We start from the raw sequence: 13652 nt of genomic DNA on the forward strand, positions 1-13652 counted from the left end.
CGAGCCGTCCCGCCAGATTCCCTGGCCGGTCGCTCTTCCGCTAGAGGCGGCGCTTTCCGCTTTGTTTCTCCTAAGTTACCACGCTTTTCTCGGAGGCGCCTAATCGGCATTTCCGGGAAGTCCGCGGTAAGTCGCCCTCGCATGATTCCGGGCGGTCGGAGAACCGCTGGAACAGACTAACAGTGCGGAGACAGTGCTCCGACCGTTCGGTCTTGGAAGGGATGCGGTCCGGTTCCGGCCCCGGAGGGCCGCCGTCCCGCAGCGACTCGTCAACTATAGGTGCCGCGCCGAAGGTCGTCAAACCACCCTCCGGGGAGTCTCCCGGAGGGAGGGGCTTCGGCTCGCGAACCGGGTCCTCGGGCTCCCCGGAGCGGGGCGGGGTCACCGGTTTCGCGGTAGGTCGTATGTGGTTGCAGCGGATTACCTCCCCGGCGGCCCCCTGGGCTAAACGCCCCTCCGGCCGCTTTTTCCCGGGTTCGTCCGCGGTACTCCCCGGTCCGGTGCCCCCGGTCCGGTGCCCCTGAACGGCGGCGGCCCCGGTGCCCGCGGGGATACCGCGGGCACCGGGGCCGTTCCGGCGGCTCGGGATCAGCCGGCGACGTCGACGCCGCCGACGTTCCGCTTGCCCCGGCGCACCACCAGGAAGCGGCCGTGCAGCAGATCGGCCTCGGTCGCCTTCGCCTCCAGGTCGGTGACCTTGGTGTTGTTGAGGTAGGCGCCGCCGTCCTGGACCGCGCGGCGCGCGGCGGACTTGCTCGGCACCAGCCCGGTCTCGGCGAGCAGGTCGACCACCAGGACCCCGTCGCCCAGGGCGGGCAGCTCGGTCCGGGGCACCTCGGCGAGCGCCGCGCCGAGCGTGGCGGCGTCCAGGGCGTCCAGGTCTGCCTGGCCGAACAGGGCGCGGCTCGCGTCGATGACCTTGCGGCACTCCTCCTCGCCGTGGACCAGAGTGGTGAGCTCCTCCGCCAGGGCGCGCTGGGCGGCGCGCGCGGCGGGGCGCTCCTCGGTCAGCCGGGCCAGTTCGTCGATCTCCTCGCGGGTGCGGAAGCTGAACACCTTGAGGTAGCGGACGACGTCGCGGTCGTCGGTGTTGAACCAGAACTGGTAGAAGGCGTACGGCGTGGTGAACTCCGGGTCCAGCCAGACCGCGCCGCTCTCCGTCTTGCCGAACTTGGTGCCGTCGCTCTTGGTCAGCAGGTTGGTGGTGAGCGCGTGCGCGGGGCCGTGCGGGACGTTGGCGTCCATCCGGCGGATGAGCTCCAGCCCCGCGGTGATGTTGCCCCACTGGTCGCTGCCGCCGGTCTGCAGGGTGCAGCCGTGGTCCCGGTAGAGGCGGACGAAGTCGTAGGACTGCAGCAGCACGTAGCTGAACTCGGTGTAGCTCATGCCCTCGCCGTCGAGGCGGCTGCGCACCGTCTCACGCTGGAGCATCTGGTTCAGGCTGAAGTGCTTGCCCACGTCCCGGAACATCTCGATCGCCGACATGGAGCGGAGCCAGTCGGCGTTGTTCGCCATGATCGCGTCCGTGGGGGCCGGGGCCTCCCCCTCCGGGGTGAAGCGGAGGAAGGGGGCGAGCTGCCGGCCGAGCCGGCCGACCCACTCCGCGACGGTGTCCTCGGAGTTGAGGCTCCGCTCGGAGTTGGGCTTGGGGTCGCCGATGAGGCCGGTGCCGCCGCCCACCAGGGCGATGGGGCGGTGCCCCGCCCGCTGGAAGCGCGCCAGCGTCAGGATCTGGGTGAGGTGTCCGACGTGCAGGCTTCCCGCGGTGGGGTCGAAGCCGCAATAGAGGGTGACCGGGCCATCGGCGAGCGCCTTGCGAAGTTCGTCAAGGTCGGTGGTCTGCGCGAGGAGGCCGCGCCATTCGAGTTCGTCGATGATGTCGGTCACTGTGTTCTTCCGTCGTGTCTCGTCGGCCGGCGGCCGGTTCGGGCCGCCGGATTACACCTGGTGCCGTCTACGCTATCCGCTGCTCAGGAGAGCTCCGCAACCGGTTTCCCCTCCGCCGGACGCCGGCGGGGGCCGGCACCCGGCCCGCCCCTGTTTTTCGGCGGGGATGCGGGCCCGGTTTTCGGACTCCGCTAATCGGTCCGATCGTGCGGATTCCTCTGTCCCGTAAGGATTCTCGCGATCCGCCCACCGGGACGGCCGGCGCGCCGTAATCCCGCCCCGCACTTCGCCGCGAAGCGGCGGTATACCGCTTTTCCCGGACATGACCAGGGCGATCACCGAATGGAGCGGAGTGTCCGGTCGGCTTCCCGCGACCGGTCCAGCGGCCGCGGTGTCCGCGGCACCGGTCGACCTGTGACCGGCGTCACACCTCACAGCGCACTCATACGGTCCGTAGTCGGTGATCATGGTCCCTGGCTCCCGGGCGATCACCGTCCGAAAGACCCCCGGGGCCGCCCGTGTCCGGCTCCGGTTCCCCCTATCGCTGCCGACATGCGGCGGTCCCGGGCCTGTCCGTCCTGTTCAGCAGGGAAAGGACGGGTGCGGCGCGCACGGCCGCGTGTCCGCTCCGGGAGAGCACCGACCCCCCTGCCGCCCCGGCCCGCCGCCCGCCGGCCATGTCCCCGCCGGTCCGATGCCGGTCACGCACGATCTGACTCTGCGCATCCACCGGGCGGCGGCCGGGAGCCGGCGGGGCCGATGGGGCGCCGCCGAGCAGGCGGCCGCGCGTCCGGCGGAGCGGAGCGGGAAGGCGCGGCGTTCAGCGCGCCGCGAGCGTCTTCTCCCCCAGGTACTCCGCGATGGCCAGGGAGGACGTGGCCGCCGGGGAGGGGGCGTTGCGCACGCAGACGAACCTGCCGTGCACGTCGATGGCGAAGTCGTCGAGCAGCGATCCGTCCCGGGCCAGCGCCTGGGCGCGGATGCCTGCGGGAGCGGGGCGGAGGTCGGCCGCGGTGATGCCGGGGACCAGCCGGGAGGCCTCCCGGGCGAACACCGCGGCCGAGGCGGACACCGCGACCTCCCGGGCGCCGACCGCCCAGTGCTCGCGGGCCAGCCGCCAGAAGCCGGGCCAGGACAGGGTTTCGGCCAGGTCCCGGCGGGCCACATCGCGGAGCCGGTAGCCCTCGCGGGCGGCGGCCAGGATCGCGTTGGGGCCGGCCATCACCTCGCCGTGCACATGCCGGGTGAGGTGCACCCCGAGGAAGGGGTAGCGCGGGTCCGGCACCGGGTAGACCAGGCCGCGGACCAGGTCCCGGCGCTCGGGGACGAGCTCGTGGTAGAGGCCGCGGAACGGCACGATCCGGGGGTCGGCCCCCGCCCCGGCCATCCTGGCCAGCCGGTCGGCCTGGAGTCCGGCGCAGATCACGACGGTGTCGAAGCGGTGCCGGGTCCGCTCCCCCGCCGGATCCCCGGTGAGCACCTCGGCGCCGCCGACGCCCTGGCGGAGCGCGATGACCGGGGCGCCGAGCCGGACCCGCCCGCCGGAGCGGCGCACGTCGTCGGCGAGCGACTCGGCGACCGCGATGAAGTCGGTGATGGCGGTGTGCGGGGAGTGCAGCGCCTCGACGCCCTCGGCGTGCGGTTCGATCTCGCGGAGCCCTTCGGGGCCGAGCCGGCGCACCCCGGGGACGCCGTTCTCCCGGGCGGTCCGCTCGATCCGGTCCAGGCGCTCGGCGTCGTCGGCGTCCCGGGCCACCAGGACCTTGCCGACCTCCTGGTAGGGCAGGTCGCGCTCGGCGCAGTACTCGCGGAGCAGGAGCATGCCGCGGCGGCAGAGCTCCGCCTTGAGCGACCCCGGCCGGTAGTACAGGCCGGCGTGGACCACGCCGCTGTTCCGGCCGGTCTGGTGCGCGGCGACCCGGTCCTCCTTCTCCAGCACGGTGACCCGTGCCCCGGGCCGCTCCCGGGTGATCCACCGCGCCAGGGCCAGCCCGACGATTCCGCCGCCGATGATGCCGATGTGGTCGCTGCTCACGGCGGACCACGCTAGCAAGGGCCGGTTCCACCCGAATCAGCGCCCGCCCAGGCTCAGCGCCCGCCCAGGTAGGCGTCGGCGGGGACGGCGACGGTGTGCCCGGAGTCGAAGCGGATCTCGACGCCGTCCTCGTCCCAGTCCGTGCCGGTGATGCGCGGCGGGTCGTCGGGGAGGGCCGCCGGGATGCGCACCGGGTGGAAGTACACGTCCGGCTCGCGGCCCAGGCGCAGCTCGTACCGGGTCCCGCCGAGCGTCAGGTGCCGGACCAGGAGGAGTTCGCCCTCGCCCTGCTGCTCCCGGTGGACGACCTCGGTGTGCAGCGGGACGTCGGCCGCCGCCGCGCCGAGCGGAACACCGGCGGCCAGGGTCGCCAGGACCGCCGCGCCGATCGCGGTTCTCGTGCGCACGTCACCTCCGTTCAGGGCCGGCCGAGCGGTCGACGGGAAGGACGCCGGCGGGCCCTTCCGCCCGGCCCCGATCCTGGCGGCCGGCGCGCCTTCCCGGCAACCGCGAAGACCGGAGGGCGGACCGCCGCACGCACCCGTGGTCGGGTCGGGCACCGCCTCGGGAAGGGCACCGCGTCGGAGAGGGGTGAGAGGGGGCGTGCCGGTCGGTCAGCCGGTCGGGCGCGGCACCCCACAAGGTGAAGGTCCAAGCAGGCGGCAACGGCACAGGCAGGGGCCAGGGCGAAGGCGATCACCCGAGCGCGGCGCCTCACGGAGCGAAGGTCCAAGCAAGCAGCGACGGCAGCGGTAGGAGCGGGACGCAGCCGGCCACCCGAGCGCGGCGTCTCGCGGGGTCGGGGTTCAGGCCAGCGGCGACGGCAGCGGTAGGGGCGGGGCGCAGGTGGTCGCCCGGGCGCGGCACCCACGGGGTTGGGCTTAAAGCGAGCAGCGAAGGCGGGGAGGAGCACCGGCCGGTCGGTCGGGCGCGGCACCCCGCGAGGCGAAGGTCAAGACGGGCGGCGACGGCGGAGGTGGGGGCGGGGCGGAGGTGGTCGCCCGGGTACCGGGCCCCACGGGGTCGGGGTTCAGGCCGGCGGCGAGGGCGGGAGCGGGGTGGGCGCCGCGTTCACCGGCCGGGCCCGGCGCGTGCTCCCGGCGAGGGGGGAGGCGGTGCTCCGGTGAAGGGGGCAGGCCCACTTGCCCCGGCCCACCTGGGGGCCTTATCCCTATATGCCTGGTTCGCAGCGGGGATCGGGCGAGGGTGGAGGCGCCCTGCGCACCGCGAGAGCACCCCGATTACATCTACCAGCGAGTAGTGAACCTCGAGGACCCCACCGCCCCTTCGTCGATTACCCAGAGTGGTCAAGGCGGGCCCTCCCGGGAGAACAAAAGCGACATCTCACCCCCACCCCTGCTCTTCCAGGGTTCCGGCCCCCTTCATCCCGGTCTTCCGGGCGACTCGAACCCCCGAACACCGGCCCGATCGAGGCGATCCGGGCCTCCCGGGGCCGATCCGGGCCGGGATGCGCGCCCGGGAATCACCGGGGTGCTCTCGCGGTGCGCAGGGCGCCCCACCCCGCCATCACCCTGCGCAATCACCCAGGGCAGGGAGGTGAAGCGGTTTCAAGGGCGGCCGACTCCGGCGCCCGGGCGACGCGGGCACGGCGAACCCGCCACCCAGACCCGCCCCGACCGCCCCCACCCCTCTGCCGCGCCAGACCGACCAGCCGGTCCCCTGCCGCCCTCGCCGCCTGCTTGACCCCCCGCCCCGTGGGGCCCGACGCCCGGGCGACCGCCTCCGCCCCGCCCCTACCGCTGCCGTCGCCGCCGGCCTGAGCCTTCGCTCCGTGGGGCGCCGCGCCTGACCGACCAGCCGGTCCCCACCGCCGCCATCGCCGCCAGCTTGAGCCCCCGCCCCGTGGGATGCCGCGCCCGGGCGACCACCCCTCGCCCCGCCCCTACCGCTGCCGTCGCCGCCCGTCTTGACCCTCGCTCCGCGAGGTGCCGCACCCGACCGACCGGCACGCCCTCCCGCCCTCGCCGCCTGCTTGAACCCCCGCCCCGTGGGATGCCGCGCCCGGGCGACCACCTCTGCCCTGTCCCTGCCCTGTCCCTGCCTGTGCCGTCGTCGGGGCCGTCCGGTCGGCGGGGTGGCGGTTCTGGGCGTCCTGGCGGTGGCCGGGCTCATAGGGAGCGCAGGCCCTCCAGGACGCGGGTGAGGATGTCGGTGCCGCGCTCCGGGCGCGGGGGGCCACAGGGGTGCTCCGGGAGCAGGCGTCCCTCGGCGATGAGCTCGCCGGTCAGGTGGCGGAGCAGGTTGAGCGGCATGCCCAGGTCGGCGGCGAGGTCGGCGACCCGGCGCGGTGCCGTGCAGGCCCGCAGGATCGCCACGATCTCGGGGGCGGGCTCCCGGTCGGCGTCGCCGAGGTCGGCGGTGCGCACCGCGGCCAGGACGTCGGGGACGCCGCCGCGCCGGGGACGCCCGGCGGGGGCGGCCGCCGGGCTCCCCGCGCGCAGGGCGAACGGGCGGACCAGCGGCCCGGCGTCGACCATCCCGTCCGCGCCGTCGTCTCTGCCGACTCTGCCGTTTCTGCCGTTTCCGCGGCCTCTGCCGTCTCTGTCTTCTCTGCCGCTGCCGCTTCTGCTTTCTCCACCGGTCATCCGCGGGCACCGCCCTCGGCCGCCGTTCCGCCTGCTCCGCCTGCGGCGACCGCCGCGGGTGGGGCGGGCCTTCCGTCGGACTGGGTCTCCAGCAGGTCGGTGGGGATCAGGGCGGTGGCCCGGGTGCCGCCGTAGGGCGAGGGGCTGAGCCGGACCGCGATGCCGTGCCGGGCGGCGAGCCGGGCGACCACGAACAGGCCCAGGCGCGGCTCGTCGATCAGCGCCATCACGTCGAACTCCGGCGCCTCGGCCAGGGTGCGCTCGGCTTCGGCGTGGCCCTCGGCGGTCATGCCCAGGCCGCGGTCCTCCACGTCGACCGCGAGGCCGCCGGAGACCGAGCCGCAGTGCACGTCCACCGGGGTGCCCGCGGGCGAGAACTGCGCGGCGTTCTCCACCAGTTCGGCGAGGAGGTGCACGACGTCGGCGACGGCCGCGCCGCGCAGCAGCGCCCCGGGGGCGGAGGTGAGCCGGACCCGCTCGTAGTCCTCGGTCTCGGAGATCGCGGCGCGCAGCACGTCCACCATGGGCATGGGGTCGCGCCAGCGGCGGGCGCCCTGCGCCCCGCCGAGGATGATCAGGTTGTCGGCGTAGCGGCGGGCCCGGGTGGCCAGGTGGTCCAGGCGGAAGAGCTTCTTCAGGGTCTCCGGGTCGTCCTCGGCGTACTCGATCTCGTCGAGCAGCCGCAGCTGCCGCTGGACGATGGCCTGGTTGCGGTAGGCGATGCCGAGGAAGGCCCGGTTCGCGCCCTCCCGGATCTCGGCCTGCTTGACCGCGGCGCCCACCGCGGTCCGCTGGGCGGTGTCGAAGGCGTCGGCGACCTCGCCGATCTCGTCCTCGCCGTGGTCCAGCCGGGGCAGTTCGGCGCCGACGTCGACCTTGCGGCCGCTCTGCGCGCGCTCGACCAGCTCGGGCAGGCGGGTGTCGGATAGCGCCAGGGTCTCGGCGCGCAGCCGGCGCAGCCGCCCGGTGAGCCGGCGGGCGGAGCGGACCGCGACCACGATCGCCGCGGTCCCTGCCGCCAGGGTGAGCAGGGCGCCGCCCGCGCTCAGCCCGATCAGCCGCAGCGCGCTGTTCCACGCGGCGGCGTAGGCGTGCTCCAGCTGGGACTCGGTGAGCGCGTCGAAGGCGGTCCCGGCGGCGCCGGCGGCCTGCTTCCACTCCCCGGCCGCGACGCCGATCTCGTCGTTCCAGACCGCGGGGTCGCCGGGGAACTCCGGTTCGGTGACGGGAGGCCGGGTGACGACGCTGCGGCTGAGCCGCTCGGTGCGCGCCCAGTCCCGTCCGGCGGTCATCTCCTCGTAGTCGGCGCGGACCTCGCCGCGCAGGTCCGGGGCGACGCGCTGCAGGGTGTCCCGGTAGGAGGCGGTGAGGTAGGTGAAGTGCGAGGTGTCCTGGTAGTCCATGGCGCCGGCGGCGATGGCCCCGGCGAGCAGCGCCTCGGCCCGGGAGTACTCCTCGCGGGCGTCCTCCAGGTCCCGGGCCGGGCCGGCCTCGGTGGCGTCGGCGGCGGCGCGCAGCAGGGCGGAGCGGAGCACCTGCACGTCGGTGAGGATCTCGGAGTAGCCGTCCAGGACCTCGGCGCGGTCGCCGTCGCCGCCGTCGGCCTCGGCGCGCAGCCGGTCCAGGGTGCGCGAGGCGCCGCCGTCCTCGCCGGAGAGGCCGGCCGCGGCCCGCCGGGTCTCCCGGTCCGGGTCGCCGGTGAGCGCGGCGGCGGCGCCGGCCGCGGCGCGCAGCGAGGCGTCGGTGGCGGCGCGCTGCTCGGTGAAGCGCTCGCCGACGCGTTCGGCGCCGGGGTCGCCGAGCAGGATCTGGCCGAGCCTGCGCTCCTCGCGCAGGTCGTCGCCGAGGGCGTCGAAGGCGGCGGTCCCGGTCCGCCCCTGCTGGACGGCGCGGGCGGTCTCCACCGCCTGGACCGCCCCCGCGGCGGTCATGAGGGTCCACAGGACCAGGAAGCTGACACCGGGAATGAGGACCATTCGGGTGAGCTGCCCGCGGATCGTCTTCGGACGCGCTGCGGGCGCACTGCTCGACGTCGCGGCCATCGGCTCCCCCTCATCCAGTGGCACGCCGTAGAGGGGTCCGAGGCTACCGGAAGATCGCTGCGCTCAGTGTCGGAACGGTTACATCCCGTGCTGTGCGGGGGGTTCGGAGGCGACGGCGCCCCTGGGCGGACCGTGCGGGGGCGGTCCGCTCAGGGGCGCGTCGGCCGGTCTCGGGAGGACCGGTCAGCTCTCCGGGCGGTGCCGGGAGCCCACCGGGGCGGGCAGGTCGTCGACGCTGGGCGGGGTCTCCACGCCCAGGGCGTTGAGGATCTCCGCGTAGCGCAGCGCGGCGATCTTCGCCAGGGTGCCGCCTGCGCCCAGCGGGGCGCTGGTCCGGGCGGAGTGCCGCTCGGCGAGCTCCTCCAGGCGCCCCTCGGGGAGTTCCGGCCCGACCACGCACGGCGCGATCACCGGGCGGGTGCAGCCCGCTTCGCGGAGCTGGCCGACGGCGGCGTTGAGCGCGGCGTCGTCGTCGAGGTCGGCGGGGAGCACGGTGATGCCCAGCCGCGCGGCGAGCAGCACCGCGGTGACGCCGGCGGCCGCGGCGGCCTCGGCGCCGCCCGAGGAGCCGACGATGACCCCGTCGGCCATGCTGGTGCTCGGGGCGACCACGCTGATCAGCCGCATCCGGTCGGCGCGGACGAAGCCCGCTTCGGCCAGCCGCAGGTGGAGCACCTCGGCGAGCATCGGGTGCGGGCCGAGCCCTTCGGTGACCCGGACGTCGGCGCCGGAGGCGGCGACGGCCTCCTCGATCGCCCGGGCGGTGGCCGCGTGCGGGCCGGTCACCAGCGGGACGACGACGCCGGCCAGGGCCCGGCCCTCCTTGGCCTCCAGGCCGTCCAGGGCCGCGGCCAGGCCGCCGTCGCCCTCGGCCCCGGCGAGGCCGTGGCGGATGCCCACCTCGGGGCGGTAGGAGCGGAGCAGGCCGACCATCTGGTCGCCGATCTCCTCGGCGGCGCCGCTCCGGCCTCCGGGAACGGCGAGGACCAGCTCAGGGGTGCCGATCCAGCTGTCGAAGGAGAGGGGGTTGCGGTGCCGTCCGGAGCGCCGGCGCGGGAGGTCGCGAGGGGGGAGTCGGTCCGGATTATGCGTACTGTCAGGATTCACGTGCAAAATGCTAACGACTCGTGTGCGATGATCTTGCTCTCGAACGGATTCCGATTTCCGAACGAACACGCGGGGGGACGCGCCGCCGCCGGGGAATCCGTCCGGCAGACCACTGGCATGCGGGGGCTGGCCGCCGCACGGGCCATGCTACCGGTCACCCGCTCATCGCCGGGCTGCGTCGCCGGATCACGTGCTCGACCAGTGCCACCAGCACCTCCTTGCCGGACTCCCGGAGCCGGGCGTCGCCCGGCACCACCGGGACGTCCGGCCCCAGGTCGACGGCTTCGCGCACCTCTTCGGCGGAGTACCGGGAGGCGCCGTCGAAGCGGTTGACCGCCAGCGCGAACGGGATCCGGCGCCGCTCGAAGAAGTCCACCGCGGGGAAGCAGCTGTCCAGCCGGCGGGTGTCGGCGACCACCACCGCGCCCAGCGCCCCCTCGGCGAGCTCGTCCCAGAGGAACCAGAACCGGTCCTGGCCGGGGGTGCCGAAGAGGTAGAGCACGACCTCGTCGGCGATGGTGATCCGGCCGAAGTCCAGCGCCACGGTGGTGGTGCTCTTGTCCTCCACCCCGGCCGTGTCGTCCACGCCCGCCCCGGCCTCGGTCATCACCTCCTCGGTGCTGAGCGGGGTGATCTCGCTGACCGAGCCGACCAGCGTGGTCTTGCCCGCCCCGAAGCCGCCCGCCACGAGGATCTTCAGCGCGACGGGGATGTCGGGTCGTTCGCGGGTGTCCGGTTCAGAGCCGTCTGATGCCATCGAGGACCGCCTGGAGTAGGTTGCTTTCGGGTAGGTCTGCCGCGGGCAGCGGGGCGCGGGCGGCCACGTCGCCTCCGGCGATGAGGTCGCCCACGAGCACCTTGACCACGGTGATGGGGAGGTCCAGCCGGGCGGCGAGCTCGGCCACCGAGACCGGCCTCCGGCAGATGCGCAGGATCCGGGCGTGCTCGGGCTGGCGCACCGCGCCGCCGGCGCGGTCCCGGACCGCCACCACGACGCTGATCATGTCCAGCCCCGCCCCGGGGCCGGGGCGGGTGCGCCCGCGCGTCACCGCGTACGGGCGCACCAGCGGGCCGGCCGGGTCGGCCCGGACCCCCGTCCCGCCCCTCACGAGCCCCCGCCGACCGGGAGCGTCCCCGCCTCGGCCCGGGGGAAGCGCGGCGCGGAGGTGAGGAACCGGCCGACCCTGCGGACCCGCATGTTCATCTCGTAGGCGACCAGGCCGACGTCGGCGTCGCCCGCGGCGAGCACGGCCAGGCAGGCCCCCTCCCCCGCCGCGGTGACGAACAGGAACGCCTGCTCCATCTCCACCACGGTCTGGCGCACCGCGCCGCCGCCGAACTGGCGCCCGGTGCCCCGGGCCAGGCTCTGGAAGGCGGAGGCGACCGCCGCCAGGTGCTCGGCGTCCTCGGTGCCCAGCCCGTGCGAGCGCCCGATGAGCAGGCCGTCGGAGGAGAGCACGATCGCGTGCTCGGCCCCCACGGCCCGGTCGGTGAGGTCGTCCAGGAGCCAGTTGAGGTCCCCCGCTGCGTCACTGCCGTCGTACACCATCTATTCGCTGCCCTCTCCCGTGTGCTCTCCCACCGGCACCGGTTCCCCCTCCGGGGGCTCGCCCCCGGCCCGGCGCCCGCGCCTGGTCCCGCTCTGGAACGCGCTCATCACCTGCCGGCTCTGCTCCGGCGTGGGCGGTTCCGCGCCGCCCTCCCCTGCGGCGGGCTCGGTGCGCAGCCGGGGGTCCAGCCCCGCCTGCCGCCGGCGCTTGGGCAGCGCCGGGCGCCCCTCCCCGTCCTCTGCGGCCCGCTGCGGCCGGGGCGGCTCCTCCGCCCGGGTCCGGCTCAGCGGCGCCGGGGCCGCGGGCGGCTCCTCCCGGGGACGCTCGGACGCGGGCGGGGCGGGCTCGTTCCGGGCGATCAGCGCCGCGGGGAGCAGGACCACCGCGCGCGTCCCGCCGTAGGGCGAGGGGCGGAGCTGGACCCGCACCCCGTGCCGGGCGGCCAGCCGCGCGACCACGAACAGGCCGAGCCTGAGGTCCTGGTCGAACGCCATGACGTCGAACTCCGGGGCCTCGCGCAGCGTCGCGTTGGCCCGGTCCAGGGCGCCCGCGGACATGCCCAGGCCGCGGTCCTCCACCTCGACCGCGACGCCCTTGGGCACCGCCTCGCTGCGGACCTGCACCGCGGTGTGCGGCGGGGAGAAGGCGGTGGCGTTCTCCACCAGTTCGGCGAGGAGGTGGATGACGTCGGCGACGACGGCCCCGGAGAGCGCGAGGTCGGGGACGGCGCACAGCTCGATCCGGGCGTACTCCTCGGTCTCGGAGATGGCGCCGCGCACCACGTCGACCAGCGGGATGGGGTCGTGCCAGCGGCGGCCGGGCTGCCCGCCGGCGAGGATGACCAGGTTCTCCGCGTTGCGCCGGCCCCGGGTGGCGAGGTGGTCCAGCTTGAAGAGGCCGTCCAGGAGGTCGGGGTCCTCCTCCTCGCGCTCCAGCCGGTCCAGCAGCCGCAGCTGGCGCTGGACCAGCGACTGGTTGCGGTGGGCGATGCCGAGGAAGACCCGGTTCACCCCGGCCCGCATGTCGGCCTGGCGGACCGCGGCGCGCACCGCGGTGCGCTGGGCGGTGTTGAACGCGTCGGCGACCTGCCCGACCTCGTCGCCGCCGTGGTCCAGCGGGCGGACCGCGGTGTCCGGGTCGACCTGCTCGCCGCGCTCCAGCCGCTCGACCACCCGGGGCAGGCCGGTGCGGGCCAGCTCCAGGGTCTCCGCGCGCAGCCGGGCCAGCCGGGCGGTGAGCCGGCCCGCGGAGCGGGACGCGGCGCCGTAGGCCAGGGCCCCGGCGAACAGCGAGAGCGCGGCGCCGCCGACGGCCAGCCAGGCCATCCGGACGGCGGCGGTGCGGGCCAGCGAGGCGGCCTCGTCGGCCCGGATGGTGCTCAGCTCGGCCAGGCCCGCGCCGACCCGGTCGGCGCTGTCCCGCCAGTCCTCGACCGAGGGGTTCTCCGAACGGTCCCAGGCGGCGGAGCCGGTGAGCTCGGCGTGGGTGCGGGCGGCCCGGCCGGTGAGCACCTGGGCGGCCTCCTCCAGCCGGAGGCGGGCGGCGGAGATCAGCGCGGCCGGGCGGGTCCGGGCGCCGGGGTCGGCGGAGAGCCGGGCGTCGGCCTCGGCGAACAGCTCCTGGGCGCGCATCAGGGCGACCGCGTCGGAGCCGGCCGCGGCGGCGGGGCCGTGGTGCAGGGTGCGGGTCAGCGCGTCGTAGGCGCCGATGCCCTGCCGGACCACCGCGCCGTAGCCGTCCAGGACCGCGTCCAGGCCGGTGTCGCCGGCGGCGACCCGGGCGCGCAGCCCGTCCAGCCGGCCCAGTTCGGTGCGGAAGGCCGAGGCGGCCGTCCCGGAGGTGCGCAGCCGGTCGCCGGCGGCCTCCAGGGCGGCGATGGCGGTGTCGGTCCTCTCCGCCTGGGTGCGCAGGCCGCTCAGCGCCCCGTCGGAGGGGTCGGCGGTCTGCTCGGCGGCCAGCCGGCGCTCGGTCTGCAGCTCGGTGAGGGCCTGGACCAGGTAGACCCCTTCGCGCCCGCCGCGGTAGTCGAGGTACCTGGAGGCCGCCTGGGTGAGGGTGACGGCGGCGAGCATGGCGAACAGCGCCAGGAACGTGGCGCCGGGGATCAGCACGATCCGGTTGAGCTGCGCCCTGATCCCCCGCCGGGCTCCGTCCGGCTCCCTCATCTGCCTCCCCTCCCCCTGCGGGCCGCCCACCGGCCCGTTTGACCCTGAGTGAAGGGGTCGCGACCCGCAGTGCCCGCGAATTCTGGACGCTACCGCATCCGGAGGGGGCCGGAGGGGGTTTTCCCGGTGTTGACCGCGGCCGCGGCGGTGCGCGCCGCCCGGGGGCGGACCTGCGGGCGGGCCCGGTCGGCGCGGCGCGGCGGCGCAGCCGCGGAAAGGGCCCCGGCGGGCCGGTGCGGACCGCGCGGTCCGCACCGGCC

The 13652-nt window shown here is 75.6% G+C and carries 10 protein-coding genes; all 10 read right to left on the minus strand.

Annotated elements, in window-relative coordinates; genetic code table 11:
* Positions 1–588: 588 nt before the first annotated feature.
* The 10 genes from tyrS to D459_RS0121730 all read right to left on the minus strand — a co-directional run bounded on the left by tyrS (position 589) and on the right by D459_RS0121730 (position 13392).
* Positions 589–1887 carry a tyrosine--tRNA ligase gene (gene tyrS, locus D459_RS0121685; RefSeq protein ID WP_017595108.1) on the minus strand — a complete coding sequence of 433 codons (1299 nt, stop codon included), beginning with the start codon at positions 1885–1887 and terminating at the stop codon, positions 589–591.
* A gap of 820 nt (positions 1888–2707) precedes the next feature.
* Positions 2708–3922 (minus strand): L-2-hydroxyglutarate oxidase, encoded by a 1215-nt coding sequence (gene lhgO, locus D459_RS0121690; RefSeq protein ID WP_017595109.1) that lies wholly within the window; start codon positions 3920–3922, stop codon positions 2708–2710.
* A 53-nt stretch (positions 3923–3975) separates the two neighbouring features.
* Entirely contained in the window at positions 3976–4329 is a 354-nt protein-coding gene (locus D459_RS33820; RefSeq protein WP_017595110.1) for a hypothetical protein, read from the minus strand.
* 1722 nt (positions 4330–6051) lie between these two features.
* Positions 6052–6420, minus strand: coding sequence for a DUF742 domain-containing protein (locus D459_RS0121700; protein ID WP_017595111.1), 369 nt, complete (start codon positions 6418–6420; stop codon positions 6052–6054).
* A gap of 104 nt (positions 6421–6524) precedes the next feature.
* Positions 6525–8504 (minus strand): sensor histidine kinase, encoded by a 1980-nt coding sequence (locus D459_RS0121705; RefSeq protein ID WP_017595112.1) that lies wholly within the window; start codon positions 8502–8504, stop codon positions 6525–6527.
* Between the two features lie 249 nt (positions 8505–8753).
* On the minus strand, positions 8754–9503 hold the full coding sequence (locus D459_RS0121710) for a sirohydrochlorin chelatase (protein ID WP_017595113.1): 750 nt from the start codon (positions 9501–9503) through the stop codon (positions 8754–8756).
* Positions 9504–9831: 328 nt separating this feature from the next.
* Positions 9832–10434, minus strand: a complete 603-nt coding sequence (locus tag D459_RS0121715) for a GTP-binding protein (RefSeq protein ID WP_026120637.1) — start codon at positions 10432–10434, stop codon at positions 9832–9834.
* Complete coding sequence (locus D459_RS0121720; RefSeq protein WP_017595115.1) at positions 10415–10786, minus strand: DUF742 domain-containing protein; 372 nt, start codon at positions 10784–10786, stop codon at positions 10415–10417. The genes D459_RS0121715 and D459_RS0121720 overlap by 20 nt, the downstream gene beginning before the upstream one ends.
* Positions 10783–11226, minus strand: a complete 444-nt coding sequence (locus D459_RS0121725) for a roadblock/LC7 domain-containing protein (RefSeq protein WP_017595116.1) — start codon at positions 11224–11226, stop codon at positions 10783–10785. The genes D459_RS0121720 and D459_RS0121725 overlap by 4 nt, the downstream gene beginning before the upstream one ends.
* A complete protein-coding gene (locus tag D459_RS0121730; RefSeq protein ID WP_017595117.1) occupies positions 11227–13392 on the minus strand; it encodes a sensor histidine kinase in 2166 nt (721 codons plus the stop codon).
* Positions 13393–13652 lie beyond the last annotated feature (260 nt).

This window comes from Nocardiopsis potens DSM 45234 (genome assembly GCF_000341105.1).
Classification (GTDB): Bacteria; Actinomycetota; Actinomycetes; order Streptosporangiales; family Streptosporangiaceae; genus Nocardiopsis_A; species Nocardiopsis_A potens.